The organism is Actinomadura rugatobispora (assembly GCF_042656285.1).
GTDB lineage: Bacteria > Actinomycetota > Actinomycetes > Streptosporangiales > Streptosporangiaceae > Spirillospora > Spirillospora rugatobispora.
This window is the reverse complement of sequence record NZ_JBHSON010000025.1, coordinates 53,801-71,385: the sequence shown is the minus strand read 5'-3', so window position 1 is coordinate 71,385 and position 17,585 is coordinate 53,801. Positions and strand designations below refer to the sequence as shown.

General features: G+C 74.5%; 16 protein-coding genes. 10 read left to right on the top strand and 6 right to left on the bottom strand.

Going from position 1 to position 17,585, the window contains the following annotated elements:
- The first annotated feature begins 69 nt into the window (after positions 1 to 69).
- From ACFPZN_RS19520 to ACFPZN_RS19510, 3 genes are read left to right on the top strand one after another with little or no spacing between them, the layout of a single operon-like run.
- Complete coding sequence (locus ACFPZN_RS19520) at positions 70 to 681, top strand: sigma-70 family RNA polymerase sigma factor (RefSeq protein WP_464042802.1); 612 nt, start codon at positions 70 to 72, stop codon at positions 679 to 681.
- Positions 678 to 1,454, top strand: coding sequence for an anti-sigma factor (locus ACFPZN_RS19515; RefSeq protein WP_378283438.1), 777 nt, complete (start codon positions 678 to 680; stop codon positions 1,452 to 1,454). Before ACFPZN_RS19520 ends, ACFPZN_RS19515 begins: the two co-directional genes overlap by 4 nt.
- A gap of 59 nt (positions 1,455 to 1,513) precedes the next feature.
- Entirely contained in the window at positions 1,514 to 2,224 is a 711-nt protein-coding gene (locus ACFPZN_RS19510; protein WP_378283437.1) for a hypothetical protein, read from the top strand.
- A gap of 22 nt (positions 2,225 to 2,246) precedes the next feature.
- Here the strand turns inward: ACFPZN_RS19510 and ACFPZN_RS19505 are convergent, their stop codons facing one another.
- Both ACFPZN_RS19505 and ACFPZN_RS19500 read right to left on the bottom strand, forming a co-directional pair.
- Positions 2,247 to 3,092 (bottom strand): ABC transporter permease, encoded by an 846-nt coding sequence (locus tag ACFPZN_RS19505; protein WP_378283472.1) that lies wholly within the window; start codon positions 3,090 to 3,092, stop codon positions 2,247 to 2,249.
- A gap of 5 nt (positions 3,093 to 3,097) precedes the next feature.
- Positions 3,098 to 4,126, bottom strand: a complete 1,029-nt coding sequence (locus ACFPZN_RS19500; RefSeq protein ID WP_378283436.1) for an ATP-binding cassette domain-containing protein — start codon at positions 4,124 to 4,126, stop codon at positions 3,098 to 3,100.
- Between the two features lie 128 nt (positions 4,127 to 4,254).
- Between ACFPZN_RS19500 and ACFPZN_RS19495 the strand changes: the two genes are divergently transcribed.
- The gene (locus ACFPZN_RS19495) at positions 4,255 to 5,043 is read left to right on the top strand and encodes a TetR/AcrR family transcriptional regulator (RefSeq protein ID WP_378283435.1); all 789 of its coding nucleotides are present in this window, start codon (positions 4,255 to 4,257) and stop codon (positions 5,041 to 5,043) included.
- Between the two features lie 15 nt (positions 5,044 to 5,058).
- Here ACFPZN_RS19495 and hrpB read toward each other — a convergent pair whose 3' ends face one another.
- Positions 5,059 to 7,593: an ATP-dependent helicase HrpB gene (gene hrpB, locus ACFPZN_RS19490; RefSeq protein WP_378283434.1), complete on the bottom strand. Its 2,535-nt coding sequence runs from the start codon at positions 7,591 to 7,593 to the stop codon at positions 5,059 to 5,061.
- A 330-nt stretch (positions 7,594 to 7,923) separates the two neighbouring features.
- Between hrpB and ACFPZN_RS19485 the strand changes: the two genes are divergently transcribed.
- A complete protein-coding gene (locus ACFPZN_RS19485; protein ID WP_378283433.1) occupies positions 7,924 to 8,685 on the top strand; it encodes an NERD domain-containing protein in 762 nt (253 codons plus the stop codon).
- Between the two features lie 387 nt (positions 8,686 to 9,072).
- On the opposite strand, the gene ACFPZN_RS19480 is transcribed toward ACFPZN_RS19485, so the two are convergent.
- Positions 9,073 to 9,483: a hypothetical protein gene (locus ACFPZN_RS19480; protein WP_378283471.1), complete on the bottom strand. Its 411-nt coding sequence runs from the start codon at positions 9,481 to 9,483 to the stop codon at positions 9,073 to 9,075.
- Between the two features lie 79 nt (positions 9,484 to 9,562).
- Positions 9,563 to 9,928 carry a hypothetical protein gene (locus tag ACFPZN_RS19475; protein ID WP_378283432.1) on the bottom strand — a complete coding sequence of 122 codons (366 nt, stop codon included), beginning with the start codon at positions 9,926 to 9,928 and terminating at the stop codon, positions 9,563 to 9,565.
- A gap of 92 nt (positions 9,929 to 10,020) precedes the next feature.
- Here ACFPZN_RS19475 and ACFPZN_RS19470 point away from each other — a divergent pair, with 92 nt between their 5' ends.
- Entirely contained in the window at positions 10,021 to 10,731 is a 711-nt protein-coding gene (locus ACFPZN_RS19470; RefSeq protein ID WP_378283431.1) for a histidine phosphatase family protein, read from the top strand.
- A gap of 20 nt (positions 10,732 to 10,751) precedes the next feature.
- Here the strand turns inward: ACFPZN_RS19470 and ACFPZN_RS19465 are convergent, their stop codons facing one another.
- The gene (locus tag ACFPZN_RS19465) at positions 10,752 to 12,359 is read right to left on the bottom strand and encodes a helix-turn-helix domain-containing protein (protein WP_378283430.1); all 1,608 of its coding nucleotides are present in this window, start codon (positions 12,357 to 12,359) and stop codon (positions 10,752 to 10,754) included.
- Between the two features lie 1,056 nt (positions 12,360 to 13,415).
- On the opposite strand from ACFPZN_RS19465, the gene ACFPZN_RS19460 reads away from it, so the two are divergent.
- The 4 genes from ACFPZN_RS19460 to ACFPZN_RS19445 all read left to right on the top strand — a co-directional run bounded on the left by ACFPZN_RS19460 (position 13,416) and on the right by ACFPZN_RS19445 (position 17,503).
- Positions 13,416 to 14,045 (top strand): hypothetical protein, encoded by a 630-nt coding sequence (locus ACFPZN_RS19460; protein WP_378283429.1) that lies wholly within the window; start codon positions 13,416 to 13,418, stop codon positions 14,043 to 14,045.
- A gap of 394 nt (positions 14,046 to 14,439) precedes the next feature.
- Positions 14,440 to 15,492: a threonine aldolase family protein gene (locus ACFPZN_RS19455; RefSeq protein WP_378283428.1), complete on the top strand. Its 1,053-nt coding sequence runs from the start codon at positions 14,440 to 14,442 to the stop codon at positions 15,490 to 15,492.
- Between the two features lie 353 nt (positions 15,493 to 15,845).
- On the top strand, positions 15,846 to 16,232 hold the full coding sequence (locus ACFPZN_RS19450; RefSeq protein ID WP_378283427.1) for a VOC family protein: 387 nt from the start codon (positions 15,846 to 15,848) through the stop codon (positions 16,230 to 16,232).
- Positions 16,233 to 16,312: 80 nt separating this feature from the next.
- Entirely contained in the window at positions 16,313 to 17,503 is a 1,191-nt protein-coding gene (locus tag ACFPZN_RS19445) for a thiolase C-terminal domain-containing protein (protein WP_378283426.1), read from the top strand.
- Positions 17,504 to 17,585: the final 82 nt, after the last annotated feature.

Genomic DNA, 17,585 nt, shown 5'->3' with positions numbered 1-17,585 from the left:
GCCGAGCACCCCCAGCTCCTCCGCTCCCCCGCACCCCGCTACCCCCGCACCCACAGCCGGAGACCCCCGATGGCCCACAGATCCCCGACGACCGTTCCGGCGGCCCGCGCCAAGGCGCGCACCCCCGCGGCCGGGCCCTGGAGCTGGTTCCGCGGCCCGCGCCCCGGCGACACCGTGGACGACCAGGTCCTGGTGAACGAGCTGTACCGGGTGTACGGCCGGCCGCTGCTGTCGTTCGTGCTGCGGCTGACCGGCGGCGACCGGCACTGGGCCGAGGACGTGGTGCAGGAGACCATGATCCGCGCCTGGCGCAGCGCGCACCAGCTGGACGCCAACGCCACGTCCCTGCTCCCCTGGCTGGCCACGGTGGCGCGGCGGATCGTGATCGACGACCAGCGCCGCAAGAACGCCCGGCCGCAGGAGGCGGGCGAGGGCCCGCTGGAGAACCTGCGCGCCCCCGACGGGTTGGAGGATCTTCTGCGCTCCGTGGTCGTCTCCGAAGCCCTCCTGTCGCTGTCCCCCGCGCATCGCGAGATCCTCAACGAGACCTTCTTCCGGGACCGCTCGGTCAACGAGGCCGCCGCGTCCCTCGGCATCCCCGTGGGCACGGTCAAGTCCCGGGTGTACTACGCGCTCAGGGCGCTGCGGGTCGCCCTGGAGGAGAGGGGGGTGACACCGTGAACGCGATCATCCAGCACACCGATGTGGGCGCCTACGCCCTGGGCCTGCTCGAGGAGCCGGACCGCCGCGCGTTCGAGTCGCATCTGACCGTCTGCCCGGCGTGCCGGGAGGAGCTGGGCGCGCTGCGCGGCCTGGCCGCCTCGCTGGACGGCCTGCCGCCGATCGCCTCCGACGGCTCTTCGGGCGGAGCCCTGGGGGTCTGGGGGTCCGCCCCCGGGGAGGACGCGGATCCGGCGCCGCCGGTGCGGCCCGATCCGGCCGTGGTGACCGATCTGCTGCTGCGCCGCCGGAGGCTGGACCGCCGCCGGCGGATGTCGCAGGCGCTGGTCGGCGTGGCGGCGGGGCTGGTGCTGATGGGCGGCGCGGCGGGGCTGGGCGTCACGGTCGGCGCGGACCGGGAGGAGACGCCGCCGGTGGTGGAGAGCGGGGTGGAGGCGCTGTTCCGCAACGGCCGCCCGGTCGCGGCCACCGACGCGGGCACCGGGGTCAGCGGCCAGGTCGCGACCGAGCGCAAGCAGTGGGGCAGCCTGGTCGGGCTGCGGCTGAGCCGGGTGCGGGGACCGCTGGAGTGCGAGCTGGTCGCGGTCGACCGCACGGGGCGGGCGCACACGGTGGCGGGCTGGGCCGTCCCGCCGAAGGGGTACGGGTTCCCCGGCTCCCCTCCGGCGCTGACGCTGCAGGGCGGGACGGCGCTGAGCCCCGGGGAGATCACCCGGTTCGAGGTGCGGACGATCGGCTCGGACCGGACGCTCCTGACCGTCCCGAACACCTGACGGGGCCCGGGGCGGCCCCTGCGGACCGGGCGGGCCGCGGGGTCGCCTAGCCTGGACCGGTGAGTGCCACCCGATCCGACGCCACGGCCGCCGGGCCGCCCCGGCTGATGCTGCCCGGCCTGCGCGAGGTGTACGGGGCGTACGCGCGGGCGGCCGACGAGCTGCCCGCCCTGCCCGGCGCGCTGCAGGCGGAGGTGTGGACCTCCGCGCAGCTGGGCGCGCTGGAGGCGGCCGCCCCGCACGAACAGGGCCGGCGGGCCGCGCTGGGCGATCTGGTGACCGTGCTGCGGGGGGCCGGGACGCCGGGGACGCGCGCGTTCCTGCGGGCGCTGGCGGCGATCGGCCCGGCCGGGATCCGCCGGGTGGCCGGGCAGGCGGCCGGTGAGCTGCGCGGGCTGCCCGAGCCGCCGTGGGCGGACGCCCTGGGCGCGGTGACGCCCGGTCAGGCGTGGCTGATCCAGGAGGGGCCGCTGGACGGCGACCGGCTGGTCTGCGAGTTCCGGTATGAGGGCGGCGCCGACCTGCACGCGCTGGCGGTGCGGCTGTCGTACGGCGACGCGCCCGCCGAGATCGTGGTGGTCGGGGACGTGCGGGCGATGATGGCCGCCGCGCGGCAGGCGATGCAGGCCGAGCTGTGCGTGGTCCAGCCCTACGACGCGGCGGCGGTGGGGGCGCGTCTCCGCGCCGCTCTCGACGGTGCGGAGACCTACCCCGAGGACTGCTACCCGGCCCTGGCCCTGGCCCGCCACCGCGCCGCCGTCCTCTCCTAGCCTTCACCCGCCTGCGGGGCGGTCAGCGGCCCATGACGCGGTAGCGGCGTACCGACAGCGGCAGGAACACCGCCACGATCAGCAGCGGCCACGCCACCGCCATCGGCAGGGCGTGCTCGGCCGCCCAGGAGCCGCCGGGCGCGGCGCCCGCGCCGCCGAACAGGTCGCGGCAGGCTGTGATGGTGGCCGACATCGGGTTCCACTCGGCGGCGGCGCCCAGCCAGCCCGGCATCGTGCTGGGCGCGATCATGGCGCTGGACAGGAAGCTGACCGGCCACACCAGGACCTGCACCGCCACGATCGACTCCGGGCCCTTGGCGACCAGGCCGAGGTAGGTGCCCACCCACAGCAGGGCGAAGCGCAGCAGCAGGAGCAGCCCCACCGCGGCCAGCGCGTTTCCGATCCCCTCGTGCCAGCGCCAGCCGACCAGCAGGCCGCACACGACCATGACGGCCAGGGCGGCGACGGCGTGCAGCATGTCGGCGGCGCCGCGGCCCACGACCACCGCCGAGGAGGCCATCGGCATCGTGCGGAACCGGTCGGCCACGCCCTTGGCGGCGTCGGCGGCGATCGCGGCGAAGGTGGTCTCGATGCCGAAGACCATCGTCATCGCGAACATGCCGGGCATGATGAACTCGCGGTACTCGCCGCCGCCGGGCACGTTCATCTGGCCGCCGAACAGGTAGCCCATCATCAACACGACCATCACCGGGAACAGCAGCCCGGCGACGACCGTGCCGGGCTGCCGGGCCCAGTGCGCCAGGGCGCGCGCGGTCAGGACGCGGCAGTCGCCGGCGGCCATGAGCAGCCTGCGCAGGCCGCGGGGGTCCTCGTCCGCGGCGGCGGCGGGCGGGGCCGGGGTCGTCATCGTGGTCACGCCAGTGCCTCCTGTGGGTCGCTCGGCTCGGCCGTGCCGGTGCCGGGGTCCGGGGTGGTGGCGGCGTCCGGCCGCCGGCCGGTGAGGTGCAGGAACACCTCGTCCAGGGTGGGGCGGCGCAGGCCGATGTCGGCGACGGCGACGCCCGCCTCGTCCAGTGCCCGCACGGTCTCGGTGAGCGCGCCGACCCGGTCGGCCACCGGCGCCCCGGCGCGCAGCGCGTCCGCGTCGACCTCGACCCTGGTCTTCGTTCCGGCGACGCGGGCGAGGACGGCGGCGGCCCGGGGCAGGTCGCCGACCTCGCGGACGACGACGTCGAGGCGGTCCCCGCCCAGGTCGCTCTTCAGCGACTCGGGGGTGCCGCCCGCGATGACGCGGCCGTGGTCGATCACCGAGATCCCGTCGGCGAGCCGGTCGGCCTCGTCCAGGTACTGGGTGGTGAGCAGGACGGTGGTGCCGCCCTCGGCCAGCGCGCGCACGGCGTCCCAGACCTCGATGCGGCTGCGCGGGTCGAGCCCGGTGGTGGGCTCGTCCAGGAACAGCACGGGCGGGGAGAGGATCATCCCGGCGGCCAGGTCGAGGCGGCGCCGCATGCCGCCGGAGTACTTGCCGGCGGGACGGTCGGCCGCGTCGGCCAGGCCGAAGCGTTCCAGCAGCTCGTCGGCCCTGCGCCGGGCGGCGCGGGCGTCCAGGTGGTAGAGCCGGCCGAACATCACCAGGTTCTGCCGGCCGCCGAGGACCTCGTCCACGGCGGCGTGCTGGCCGACCAGGCCGATGCGGGTGCGGACGCGCCGCGCCCCGCGGACGACGTCGTGCCCCGCGACGCGGGCGCTGCCCCCGTCGGGCCTGGTCAGGGTGGTGAGGATGCGGACGGTGGTGGTCTTTCCCGACCCGTTGGGGCCGAGCACGCCGTGCACGGTCCCGGCGGGGACGGTCAGGTCGACCCCGTTCAGGGCGGTGGTGTCGCCGTAGCGCTTGCGCAGGCCCTCGGCCTCGATCGCCGGTTCGGTCGCGAGCTGGCCCATCTGCCGCTCCAAATTTTGTACGTTGTACGGAGTAAGCAGGCCAACTATAACGTACGCCATACGGAGTTAGGTCCCGGGCGGCGCACCGGCCGCCGGGGCCGTGCGCGATCTCTGCGAGGATGGGAGCCGTGACCACCGAGTACAGCGGCGCGGGCGACCCCGTGCGCAGCCTGGAGCTGCTGTGGGGCGCCCAGCCCAGACCGCGCCGCGGGCCGCGGCCGCGGCTGACCGTGGAGGAGATCGTGCGCGCGGCGATCGAGATCGCCGACGCCGAGGGCCTGGACGCGCTGTCGATGCGCCGGATCGCCGAGTCGCTCGGCGTCGCCCCGATGTCGATCTACACCTACGTGCCGGGCAAGTCCGAGCTGATCGACCTCATGCTCGACCGCGCGATCGGGGAGCTGGCCCCGCCGGCGGACGCCGCGGCGGGCGGGGCGGAGTGGGCCGGGGAATGGCGCGACCGGCTGGAGCGCATGGCCCGCGAGCACTGGGACCTCTACCACCGGCACCCGTGGATGCTCCAGGTCTCCCTGGGCCGCCCCCCGATGGGCCCCAACCTGCTGGACAAGTACGAGCGCGAGCTGCGCGCCGTCGACGGCCTCGGGCTGACCGACCTGGAGATGGACTCGGTGGTGGCCCTGGTGACCGGGTTCGCCGAGAGCTCGGCGCGGGTGTCGGTGAACGCCGCGCAGGCCGAGCAGCGCACCGGGATGAGCGACGAGGAGTGGTGGGAGGCCAGCGCCCCCGTACTGGACAAGCTGGTCGACTACTCCCGCTACCCGCTGGGGAGCCGGGTCGGGACGGTCGCCGGGGAGGAGTACGGCGGCGCGATCGGCCCCGGACACGCCTTCGAGTTCGGCCTGGAGCGGGTGCTGGACGGCATCGACGCCCTCATCCGCACCCGCCGCGCGCCCTAGGAGGACGCCGCCGGGTCAGCGCTTGCGGGGCTTGGTGCGGCGCGTGGGCTCGGCGTGGGCGGGATCCTCCGGCCACGGGTGCCGTGGATAGCGGCCGCGCAGTTCCGCCCGTACGGCCTTGTAGCCCTCGCGCCAGAACGAGGCGAGGTCGGCCGTGACCGCAGCGGGCCGCCCGGCCGGGGACAGCAGGTGCACCACCAGGGGCACCCTTCCGTCGGCGAGCCGGGGCGCCGACTCCCAGCCGAACAGCTCCTGCAGCTTCACCGCCAGCACAGGCTGTTCGCCGGAGTAGTCGACGCGGATCCGCGAGCCGGTGGGCACCTGGACCCGTTCGGGGGCGATCTCGTCCAGGCGGGCCGCGCACTCCCACGGCAGCAGGCCGCGCAGCGCGGCGGCGACGTCGATGCGGGACAGGTCGGCGCGGCGGCGGGCACCGGAGGCGGCGAGCCAGTCCTCGGCGTGCCCCAGGAGCGCGGCGTCGTCCATCGCGGGCCAGGGCGGTCCCAGCGACCGGTGGCAGAAGGCCAGGCGTTCGCGCAGGGCGGTGGCGGCCGGTGACCAGGTGAGCAGGGAGAGGCCCTCGGCGCGCAGGCCGTCGGCGAGCGCGGCGCGCACCCGCGCGGGGTCGGGGCGCGTCAGGGGACGGGCCGCCAGCTCGATGGCGCCGAGGCGTTCGACGCGGCGCGCGACCACGTCGCCGTCCCGCCAGGCGACCTCCTCCCCGGACGCCAGGAGCGGCGCGGCGGCGAGGCGGGCCACGTCCTCGTCGATGACGACCGCCTGCCGGATCCGGGCGGAGGCCGACCCCGCGGGGCGGTCGGCGATGGCCACGGCCAGCCACGGGGGGCGCGCGGCCGCCAGCGCCGACCCCTGCGCCAGGTCCGCTCCGGTGCCGGAGGCCATGAGGTGGCCGCCGCCCGGCCGTGCCCGGGCGACCCGTTCGGGGAAGGCCAGCGCCACGACGGTGCCCGCCACCGCGTCGTCGGCCGCGGGACGGCCCGGCGCGTCGCCGGTGGACGCCTCGTCCAGCGCCTTGCGCAGGCGGCGGGCCTCGTCGCGCCAGCGGGCCGCGTGGGCGTCGGCGGGCGGGCCCTCGCGGCGCAGCGCCCGCCAGGCGGCGGTGAGATCGTCCCCGGCGGTGCGGGGCGGAGGCTCCGACAGCAGCGCCACGACCTGCGCGGCGGCCCGCGCGCCGACCTCCCGGGAGCCGTCGATCAGGGCGCGGGCCAGCCGCGGCTCCACGCCCACGCGGGCCAGGGCGCGGCCGCGTTCGGTGACCCGGCCGCCGGCGGCCTCCGGTTCGACGGCGCCGAGGGCGTGCAGGGTGGCGCGGGCGGCGCGCAGCGCGGCCTCGGGCGGCGGGTCCAGCAGGGCCAGCCCGCGCGCGTCGGGCTCGCCCCAGCAGGCGGCCTGCAGCGCGAACGCGGTCAGGTCGGCCAGCTCGATCTCGGGTCTGGGACGCGCCGGGAGCCGTTCGTGCTCGGCCTGCGTCCAGCAGCGGTACACCGTCCCGGGGGCCTCCCGCCCGGCGCGTCCGGCGCGCTGGTCGGCGGTCGCCCGGGAGGCGCGCACGGTGGTCAGCGCGCCCAGGCCACGGGCGTGGTCGGTGCGCGGCTCGCGGGCCAGGCCGGAGTCGACCACGACCCGCACGCCCGGCACGGTCAGGCTGGACTCGGCGACCGAGGTGGCCAGCACCACCCGGCGCCGCTCCCCCGGCGCGAGCACCGCGTCCTGCACGGCGGCGGGCGCCTGCCCGTGCACCTGCAGGACCTCGGCGCCCGCGTCGAGCAGCGCGCCCGCGACGCCCGCGATGAACGCGGCGCCGGGCAGGAAGCACAGCACGTCGCCGCCGCGTTCGGCGAGGGCGCGGCGCACCGTCTCGGCGACGTGCGCGAGGAACGCCGGGTCGACGCGCATGCCGTGCGGGGGCGGCGGCGTCCGGGCGGGCGGGGCCCAGACGGCCTCGACCGGGTACGACGCCGCCGCGGTCTCCACGACCGGCGCCGGCTCCCCGTCCTCACCGGCGAGGAGGCGGGCCCAGGGGCCGGTGTCGGCGGTCGCGGAGGCCGCCACCAGGCGCAGGTCGGGGCGGAGCGCGGCGCGCACGTCGAGGACGAACGCCATCGCGGTGTCGGCGTCCAGGTGGCGCTCGTGGCACTCGTCCAGGATCACCGTGCCGACGCCGGGCAGTTCGGGCTCGCGCTGCAGGCGCTGGAGCAGCACCCCGGTGGTGACCACCTCGACCAGGGCGCCGGGGCGGTGCTCGCCGCGCACGCTGACGCCGACCGAGCGGCCGACGCGCTCGTCCAGGAGCCAGGCCATGCGCCGGGCGGCGGCGCGGGCGGCCAGGCGGCGCGGTTCCACGACGACCACCTTGCCGCCGCCGGCACCCGGCCCGGCCGCGTCCGGCACGAGGCCGGCGAGCACCAGCGGGACGAAGGTGGTCTTGCCCGTGCCGGGCGGTGCCGACAGGACGGCCGCGCCGCGTCCGGCCAGCGCCGCCAGCAGCGCGGGGACGGCGGCGCGCACGGGAAGGGCGGAGGCGTCCATCGCACCAGTGTGGCGGCCGCGGGGCGGTGCCCGGACCGCGTCCCCTCCGGCCCGCCGCATGTGATAAATGCCACGGCCCGATTGGCCGCGAGGCTTGCGGTGATAGTTGCACCGCGTTTTTCGCCATTACTTGTAGAACGTTCTAAGGCGCACTTCGACAAGACACCGGAGAAGCTCCTGCGAGGCCGGTACCGGGCAATACCTCTTTCGCCGCCCGTTGCCTTTCCGGTGGACTTCCCTCACCATGGGTCGTGGGCGGGCAAAGAAAGTTGTATTCCATAATAAGCACCGCAGCAGGCGCGACAGGGGCCCGGGTGCGAGGAGGTCAGGATGTTCGGCAGCTCCATCTATCTCAGGGGCAGGGACGCCTTCACGGGCGGCTCCCCGCAGGCGGTCTATGAGGAGCTGTGGCAGCGCGGACGAAAGGGCAGGCTCCGGACCCGGGCCATTCTGGCGGGTGTGACGCTGTTGTTGTGCGGAGCCCTCGTCAACGCCGTTTTCGGAGTCGTGATGGCGGTTGTCGTGGCGGCTGCCGACGCCTACTTCCACTGGCACGGTTACAACGCATCCAAGGTGTGGCGGCGCGGGCTGCGCGGCGAGGAGCGGATGGGCCGGCTGCTGCGCCGCACCCTGGAGCGCCGCGGCCACCGGGTGCTGCACAACCGGACGGTGCCCGGGCACGGAACGGTCGACCAGTTGATCATCGGGCCCGGCGGGCTCTGGCTGGTGCACAACGACGCCTGGCACCCCGAGACCGAGATCGGCTCGCACGGCGGGACGCTGTTCATCGACGGCCGCACCAAGTCGCAGATGGTCCGCGGGTTCACCGAGGCCTCCGCCGAGGCCGGGCGGCTGATCGCCGAGCGCGCGGAGATCGAGGTGAAGGTGGTGCCGGTGCTGGTGGTGCACGGCGGACGCGTCAAGAAGGCCCCGTTCCGCGCCGACGCCATCGTCTTCGCGCCGCCCCTGAAGATGGTCCGCTACATCCTGCGCACCCCGATCGCCGACTTCTCCGCCGAGGACGTCGAAGAGATCACGCGCGCCGCCGTGCTCGCGCTGCCGATCGGCGGCCGCACCACGAGCGACGCCTGAGCCGACACCCCGGCGAAGACCACTACCTGGACGCGGAGGGCACGACGCCTGAGAGGAGGGCGCCAGAGGAGAGGGAGCTTCCTCCAGCGGGGACGCCCGTACACACAGAGCGCGACCCCCTTTGATGGGTGTCCCCGCCGGAGGCGGCCGACCGGCCCCTTATCAGCACTCGCCCAGCCCGCGGTCTCGGCCGCCGCCTGCCACTCTCACTGCTAGGGCCTGTCTCGCAGTGCCCTCAGGTACCGCGCGAGCGCGTTACCTGGACGGTGGTGCGATGCCGGAGGCGAGCGTCACCGGCCAGATCGCGGAGCGATGCCGCGCTCGCCAAGACCCGGTTAGGGGCGAGCCGCCAGGCGAGCGCCGTGGGCCGGGGCTTTGAAACACAGTCTAGGACCGGGCGGCCGCCGGGGCGGTGCGGCGCAGCCAGTACAGGCCCACGATCGGCAGCACCAGCGGGATGAACCCGTATCCGCGCCCGTAGGCCGACCAGACCGTGGCGTCGGGGAACGCGGCGGGGTCGGCCAGGCTCAGCGTCCCGACGACCAGGACGCCGACGAGCTCGATCGTCAGCGAGGCGAGCGCGATCCGGCGGGAGGTGCGCCCGCCCAGCGCCAGCGCGACCGTGGCCAGCACGTAGACGACGGCGGCGAAGGCCGACAGGGCGTAGGCGACGGGCGCCTCGGAGAACCGGGTGGCGATCTGCACGCCCGCCCGGGCCCCGGCGGCCAGCGCGAAGATCGCGTACACCGCCACCAGCAGCCGCCCCGGCCCGCTCCGCGTCACCGCCGCCCCCGTCACCGCGGCGGCTCCTGTATCGGTTCCGGCAGCGGACTCCGTCCCGGCGGGCGTGTCCGTGCGGGCGGCGTCGGACCCGGTGTCAGGCAACGGTGCCCTCCCAGATCTGGTTCATCCTGACGATCATCACGGCGACCGACAGGCAGGCGACCACGATCACCCCGGGACCCCAGCGGGTGCGTTCCAGCAGACCCCATCCGGCGCCCGCCGCGGGGATCAGCAGCACCCCGAGCAGGTAGCCGACGAACGTCGCCCCGTCGGCCGGCCCCTCGTCCCCCGACAGCTTGACGAAACCGGTCACGGCCTGGGCGACCAGCAGCGCCTCCAGCACGCCCAGCGCGCCCAGGTGCCACCAGTCCATGGGACGGTCCCGCCAGGCGCCGACCAGGGCGTAGAGGGCCGCCAGCAGCGACACCACGATGATCACGTTGGCCAGGACGCTCGTCATAGGACACCGAGACTACTACCGGCTGTAGAGGACGGCGTTCCGGCCCGTGCGAACCGGCGATCGGGACGTTCCACCCCCACCGGCGTGGGATCATGGCTCGCGTGAACGCGCTCCAGTGGCTGACCCTCGTCCGGCACGGCGAGAGCACCGGGAACCTGGCCTACCAGGCGGTCCAGGGCACCGACGCGGAGGAGACCGGCATCGCCGAGCGCGACGCCGACATCCCGCTGTCGGACACCGGCCGCGAGCAGGCGGCGGCGCTGGGCCGCTGGCTGGCCGGGCTGCCCGAGGACGAGCGCCCCACCCGCGTGGTGACCTCCCCCTACGTGCGCGCGGTCGACACGGCGCGGATCGCGCTGGCGCAGGCGCCCATCGACGTGGAGATCCGTGTGGACGAGCGGCTGCGCGACCGCGACCAGGGCGTGCTGGAGGGCCTCACACCGCTGGGGGTCCGGCGCCGGCACCCCGAGGAGGCCGAGCGGCTGCGCCGGATCGGCAAGTTCTACTACCGGCCGCCCGGCGGGGAGTCGTGGACGGACCTGGCGCTGCGGCTGCGCAGCCTGTACCGCGACCTGGAGTACGAGGCGGCGGGCGAGCGGGTGCTGGTGGCCGCGCACGACGCGATCGTGGTGATGACCCGCTACCTGGTGGAGGACCTCTCCGAGCGGGAGGTGCTGGAGATCGAGAAGACTCCGATCGCCAACTGCTCGGTGACCCGGTGGCGGCAGGACGAGGGACGGCTGCGCGCGGTGTCGTACAACGACTGCGCGCACCTGACCGGCGCGGGCGTCGCCACCGCCTGACCGCCGGCCCGGGGAGGCCGTCAGTCGTCTTCGGTGAGGAGCCGGTGGTGGCGCGCGGCGACGGTGTCGCGGCGGACGTCGGCGGGCGGCAGCAGTTCCTGGAGGCGTTCCATGACCTCCAGGTCGTCGCGTCCGGTCTCGGTGCACGCGTACGTCCAGAGGGATTCGACGCCGCCGTGCTCCAGCAGCCGGCTCCGCAGCAGCACCGACAGCTCGTCGCGCTCGGCCCGGATGGCGGGGGCGTCGGAGTGGGGCAGCAGGTCGCCGCGCGACAGCCGTACCGCGCCGGCGACCTCGCCCGCTTCCAGCAGCCGCCGCACGGCCAGGAAGTCGGCGTCGACGGCGCAGTCGAGCCGGTACGGCTTGGCGCCCACGAAGTCGCCGAGCTGGGCGCGCAGCCGGTGGATCTCGGCGCGCACCGTGACGGGGCTGCCCTCGCCGCCGTACAGGTGCAGGGAGAGCCGGTCGGCGTTGAGGCCGCGGGGGTGCAGGGCCAGCAGGGCGAGGATCTCGGCGTGCCGCAGTGACAGCGGCAGGCGCCGGCCGTCCAGCCAGGCCGAGGGCGGGTCGTCGCCCAGGAACGCCAGGGCCAGCATCGGCACGCCCGGGGCGGCGGGCGCGGTGGCGCCGGAGAGGTCTCCCGCGGGAGCGTGCGCGGTGTGCCGCATCGAGCCGGGCGGAGGCGCCGTCGGCTCGGCGCGGAGCGTACCGGTGTCCTCGGACGAGGGCGGATCCTCGGCGTCCGGCCGCACGGTCACGGGTCCCGGAGCGGACGGGCTCTGCGGCGGAGGTCTTCGGCGCCCGCCGGGAGGCGCCCGGAGCAGGAACACCTCGCCGACGGGTTCGGCCAGGGCCCACCGCCCGTCGGGCAGGGCCGCGGGGCCGCCGGACACCGGCACGTGCAGGCGCCGCCCGCACCATTCGGCGGGCTCGGCCAGCAGGATCCTGCCGGTGGGGGTCGCCAGCGCGCCGGGCTCGCCGCGCAGCGCGTCCAGATGGCGGCGGTGGCGTTCGCGCATCGCCTCGTCGCGGCGGCGCATCTCCAGTTCCAGGCGTGCCTCGGCGAGCGCGGCGGCGGCGCCGACCAGCGCGACCGCCGCGGGGTGCAGCGCCTCGGCGGTGCCGCTGACCTCGACGCAGCCGATCACCCGGCCGGTGTCGGGGTCGGTGATGGGCGCGCCGGCGCAGGACCAGCGGTGCAGGGCCGGGACCAGGTGCTCGGCGGAGAAGACGTACTGCGGGGCGCCGGTCGCCAGCGCGGTGCCGATGCCGTTGGTGCCGATCGAGCGTTCCGACCAGCAGAACCCCTCCAGCAGCCCGATCCGGGCCGCCTCGCGCAGCGCCGCCGGGGCGCCCTCGCTCCACAGCGCGTGGCCGTCGGCGTCGCTGACCACCATGAGGTGCCCGGTCTCGTCGGTGTAGGAGCGCAGCAGGCCGCGCATCGCCGGGACGTGCGAGACGAGGAGGTGCCCGGCGCGGACCTCGGCCAGGTCGCCGCGGTCGTACACCTGCGGGGCGGCGGAGATCGCGACGGTGATCCCGGCCTCGCGCGAGCGCCGCCACGATTCGGAGATGGGCGGCCGCAGGACGCGGACCGGATCCTCCGGGTCGCCGGGACGGCGATCCACGAGGTCGCGGTCGTCCGGACGTCCCGGGCCGGCGGACCCGCCGCGGCGCCGAAGGCCGCCGCCCCCGGGTCCTGCCGGGGAGGTGCCGCGGCCCTGGGCGGGCGAACCTCTCGTTCCACTTGCCCGCTCGGCCGCTGTCCGCGGCTCACGGGCCGGGCCCCACGGACCGGGGTTGCGGCCCGGCTGGACGGGCTCGCCGGTGCCGCCCCCCACCAGGGGCGGGCTCGAGCTGTGCACCGCGTCGTCAAGCGCCGCGGTCGCGCGCACCAGATCGCGCGGGTCACGGCAGGCATGCGGCGATGGCACGCCGGAGCGGCGTTCCATTGGCACTCTCCCCCCAGATGAGAACCCGTGGACAACGCTGAGAATCTCTGGCGGGCGATCAGTGCGCAACCGATTCCCGTGAACTGGACGACCGCACCCGCTGTCACGAACAGTCATCGATCGGTTGCAACGTGCGCGCAACCTTGCGGGGCATACGGTACGGGCACCGTCGGCTGTCCGGTTCCGGCCGTGAGGACGTCGGCGTCCCAGGTGCGTTTCGGGGGGGATGCACCTGGGACGCCGCGCCGGCCGGTCAGCCGATGGCCGATGTCCACTTAATGGGACTTGAGAGGTTTTGGGGACGTTCTGAGGGCTTTTCGTGGGGGAGGGCTTTAGTCTTGTTGTGCTTGACCTGCCGCCGGGTGCGTCCGGCCGCACGCCTGGGCGAGTACACGGCGCGGCGCGCACGGCTGATCGTTCACCATGGCCTGTGCGTCTGCGCGGGCCCGCGTCCCGGACCTCCCGTGGGCACCGGCGCCGGTCGGCCTGTTCCGGCCCGGTCGCACGGCGTCCGGTGAAACGGAACCGGACGGACGGAACACCGCGGCGCCACCTGAATGCGAAGCACCCGCACCACCAGCGGAAACGCCGGAAAAACGCGGCCTCGGAACAGGCGCGGCGGCCGATGGCGTTAATCCTGAGAACACCGCGGCGACATGCTCTGTTCGCTTCAGGTTCGCCTAAAGTTTAAGGGGCAGCCCCCTTTTCGCACTCCACCCTCCAGGAGCCTTCATGACCGTGTTCTCGGGCCTCGTCCGCCGCACCGCCCTGGAGGCGGAGCGCCGACTGCGCGCGGGCGTCGATCTGCTCGCCGCGATCGCCGAGGATCCCGAACGCACGGCCGACCTGCAGCGGGAGAAGGAGGCACGCGCGGCGCAGGAGGAGCGGATCGCGCGGCTGGAGGAGACCCTCGAGCGTGTCCTGGAGGACCACGACCGCGATCTGGGCACACTGCGCACCGAACTGGACTCGCTCATCACCCAGCTCAACGACCGGCTGCTGCCCCGGATCGACGAGCGGATGGACGACACCGAGCGCGACCTCACCGCGCTGGCCACCGGCCTGGTCCGGTCCGGCCGGGAGGCGGCGGCGACCCGCTCCCGCCTGGAGACGCTCGAGAACCGGGTGGCCGACCTGCGCGACCGGCTCGTCCGGATGGAGCAGCGCGCCGGGCTGTGGCGCGACCTGCAGGCCACGATGGCCCGGCTGGGCGACGACGTCGACACGCTGCGCACGCGGCTGAACCTCCGTCCCGCGCCCGCACCGCAGGCCGCTCCGCCCACCTCCCCCGTCGCCGAGCGCATCGGTGAAAGTAGCCCGCAGCAGCTCAACAGCAGCGACGCCCACTCCCAGGCCTCCTGACCCGACCCCGCCATCCGAGCATTCCTGCCGGAACCGACGGCCTGCGGGACAATGAAGGCATGACGCAGAAGTCCCGTACGGCCGCAAAGCCGGAACACGTCGACGACCCGAGCCGCCCGTTGGGCAGCCGCGGGTCCGGCGACACGGCCCCGGCCGACCGGGACTTCCAGGCCCGGCAGCACCTGCGCACCGCGCTCAGGACGCGGACAAGGCGGCGTCGAAGGCCGACGCCACCATCCGGGTCATCGAGACGCGGGCGCCTCGTCCATCGGGGTTCACGCCTATCGACGACGTCCCGCCGCCGAACTGAACGGATAGCGCCTTGACCTCTCACGCCGACCGCCCGTCCGCAGGCTCCTCCCCGACGTCCACAACAGCATCCGGTGGGGGCGCCGTGGATCCGCAGGCCTTCTCTGGACCGTTCCGGGGTTTCGCCAGCGACAACCACGCGGGCGTCCACCCCGAGGTCCTCGCCGCGCTCGCCGCCGCCAACGAGGGCCACCAGCCCGCCTACGGCGACGACGCGTACACCGTCCGGCTGCGCGAGGTGATGCGGCGGCACTTCGGGGAGCAGGCCGAGACGTACCCGGTGTTCAACGGCACCGGCGCCAACGTGGTCGGGCTGCAGGCGATGGCCGACCCGTGGAGCTCGGTCCTGTGCACCGAGACGTCCCACATCCACGTGGACGAGTGCGGCGCCGCCGAGCGGGTCGCCGGGCTCAAGCTCATCCCGATCCCCGCACCCGACGGCAAGCTGACCCCCGAACTGGTCGACCGGTACGCGTGGGGCTGGGGCGACCCGCACCACGCCCAGCCCAGGATCGTGTCCATCACCCAGAGCACCGAGATGGGCACCCTCTACACGGCCGAGGAGGTCGCGGCGCTCGCCGCGTGCGCGCACGAGCGCGGAATGCTGCTGCACATGGACGGCGCCCGCCTGTCCAACGCCGCGGCCGCGCTGGACCTGCCGCCGCGGGCGTTCACCACCGACGCCGGGGTGGACGTCCTGTCGTACGGCGGCACCAAGAACGGCCTCATGGTCGGCGAGGCGATCGTCGTGCTCGACCCGTCCGCCGTGCGGGGCATGGAGTTCCTGCGCAAGATGGGGATGCAGCTGGCGTCCAAGATGCGCTTCCTGTCGGCGCAGCTGATCGCCCTGTTGGAGGGCGATCTGTGGCTGCGCAACGCCGCGCACGCCAACGCGATGGCCCAGCACCTGGCCTCGGCGGTACGCGCCGTACCGGGGGTGCGGATCACCCAGCCGGTGCAGGCGAACGCAGTGTTCGCCATCATCCCGCCGGACGTGGCCGACCGGCTGCGCAAGCGCTACGCCTTCTCGACATGGAACGAGCACACCGGCGAGGTCCGCTGGATGTGCGCCTTCGACACCACCGAGGACGACATCGCCGCCTTCGCCCGCGCCCTCACCGACGAAATGACCACCTAACCCACCAGCGGCCCGACACCCCGCCCCAACCGAACGCACCGCGCCCCCGCATAGCCGCGCGGGCACACCGCATCCCCGGCGAACAGCACTGCCCCGACAAATCACACCCTGCGTCCCGCAGCGCCCCGACGTACGGCATCCCCTGGGCACAGCGCCGAGGGCGCGAGCAGATGCGGCAAGTACCACGGCCAACCTCATCGAGGACGGCCGCAGGGCACCAAAGCGGCTGCGATCCGGTGGGCGGGCAAAACGACCGCACAGCACTGGCCTGGCACACCGCAGCGTCCTGGGGTGGAACGTCTCCGCAGGTGGCACCGGGGTTGCGGGGAGCCGGGGCGGGCACTCTCGTGCGCATGGGAACTGTGAGCGTGCGCTACATCGTGGACGACGTCGACGCCGCCGCCGCGTTCTACCGCGATCGGCTGGGCTTCGAGGTGAAGTTCCAGCCCGGTCCGGGGTTCGCCATGCTGTCGCGGGGCGACCTGCGGCTGCTGCTGAGCGCGGTGTCGGGGCCGGGCGGGGCGTCCCAGCCCATGCCAGACGGCAGGCGCCCCGAGCCGGGCGGGTGGAACCGCTTCCAGATCGAGGTCGCGGACCTGGCCCGGACGGCCGAGGAGCTCCGGGAGGCGCGGGTGACGTTCCGCGGCGCGATCGTCGAGGGCCGGGGCGGGCGGCAGCTGCTGATCGAGGATCCCGCGGGCAACCCGGTGGAGCTGTTCGAACCGGCGCCGCGCGGCTGACGTCCCGCCCGAGCGAGCGCTCGATCGGGCCGCGCGTTATCGTGAACCCGAACTGGATTCGGTATGAGGAGGCGGGCCTGATGGGCCAGCGCACGTTCGTCGTCGGCGTCGGCATGACCAAGTTCGAGAAGCCGGGCTCCCGCGACTGGGAGTACCCCGACATGGCCAAGGAGGCCGTCGGCAAGGCCCTGGAGGACGCGGGCGTCGCCTTCGACCAGGTGGAGCAGGCGTACGCCGGATCCGCCTACGGCGCGATGGGCCAGCGCGCGCTCTACGAGACCGGCATGACGGGCATCCCCGTGATGACCGTCTCCAACGCGTGCGCCACCGGGTCCAGCGCCCTGTTCATGGCCCGGCAGGCCGTCAAGGGCGGCCTCGCCGAGTGCGCGCTCGCCTTCGGCATGGAGAAGATGGAGAAGGGCTCGCTCGGCGCCGGCATGGGCAAGTCCAAGGTCACCATCATCGACCACCACCTCAACTCGATGGTCGCCGGGCGCCCGTGGGAGATGGACAAGGCGCCGATGCCGCAGATGTTCGGCAACGCCGGCCGCGAGCACATCGAGAAGTACGGCTCCACCCCCGACCACTACGCCTGGATCGGCTGGAAGAACCACAAGCACTCGGTGAACAACCCCTACGCCCAGTTCCAGGACGAGTACTCCCTGGACGACGTCAAGAACGCCACGATGATCTACGAGCCGCTCACCAAGCTGCAGTGCTCGCCGACCTCCGACGGCGCCGCCGCGGCCATCGTGGTCAGCGAGCGGTTCGTGGACGAGCACGACCTGTGGGGCCGCGCCATCGAGATCGCCGGACACCACATCGCCACCGACACCCCCGACAGCTTCGCCGACCACTCCTCCATCCGCGTCGTCGGGTTCGGGTGCTCGCAGCGCGCCGCGCGGAAGGCGATGGACGAGGCGCAGGTCGGCATCGACGACGTCGACGTGATCGAACTGCACGACTGCTTCAGCGCCAACGAGCTCATCACCTACGAGGCCCTCGGCATGGCGGAGGCCGGCGAGGGCCACAAGCTCGTGGACGACGAGGCCACCACGTACGGCGGCAGGTGGGTGGTCAACCCGTCCGGCGGACTCATCTCCAAGGGCCACCCGCTCGGCGCCACCGGCCTCGCCCAGTGCGCCGAACTCACCTGGCAGCTGCGCGGCGAGGCCGGCAAGCGCCAGGTCGAGAACGCCCGCGTCGCCCTCCAGCACAACATCGGCCTGGGCAGCGCCTGCGCGGTGGCCGTCTACAAGCCCGCCTCCTGAAGCACTCCACCCCCGTTCCCGGAACTCACCCGCCCCCCGGGAACGGGGAGGGCCCGCACCTGGCCCGCGCCAGATCTAGACA

Excerpts from the sequence above, each read along its gene's own strand:
- ACFPZN_RS19505 (WP_378283472.1), bottom strand. The coding sequence starts at position 3,092 with ATGACGACCCCGGCCCCGCCCGCCGCCGCCGCGGACGAGGACCCCCGC.
- ACFPZN_RS19445 (WP_378283426.1), top strand. The coding sequence starts at position 16,313 with ATGGGCCAGCGCACGTTCGTCGTCGGCGTCGGCATGACCAAGTTCGAG.
- ACFPZN_RS19475 (WP_378283432.1), bottom strand. The coding sequence starts at position 9,928 with ATGACGAGCGTCCTGGCCAACGTGATCATCGTGGTGTCGCTGCTGGCG.
- ACFPZN_RS19460 (WP_378283429.1), top strand. The coding sequence starts at position 13,416 with ATGACCGTGTTCTCGGGCCTCGTCCGCCGCACCGCCCTGGAGGCGGAG.
- ACFPZN_RS19500 (WP_378283436.1), bottom strand. The coding sequence starts at position 4,126 with ATGGGCCAGCTCGCGACCGAACCGGCGATCGAGGCCGAGGGCCTGCGC.
- ACFPZN_RS19520 (WP_464042802.1), top strand. The coding sequence starts at position 70 with ATGGCCCACAGATCCCCGACGACCGTTCCGGCGGCCCGCGCCAAGGCG.
- ACFPZN_RS19470 (WP_378283431.1), top strand. The coding sequence starts at position 10,021 with ATGGCTCGCGTGAACGCGCTCCAGTGGCTGACCCTCGTCCGGCACGGC.
- hrpB (WP_378283434.1), bottom strand. The coding sequence starts at position 7,593 with ATGGACGCCTCCGCCCTTCCCGTGCGCGCCGCCGTCCCCGCGCTGCTG.
- ACFPZN_RS19485 (WP_378283433.1), top strand. The coding sequence starts at position 7,924 with ATGTTCGGCAGCTCCATCTATCTCAGGGGCAGGGACGCCTTCACGGGC.
- ACFPZN_RS19450 (WP_378283427.1), top strand. The coding sequence starts at position 15,846 with ATGGGAACTGTGAGCGTGCGCTACATCGTGGACGACGTCGACGCCGCC.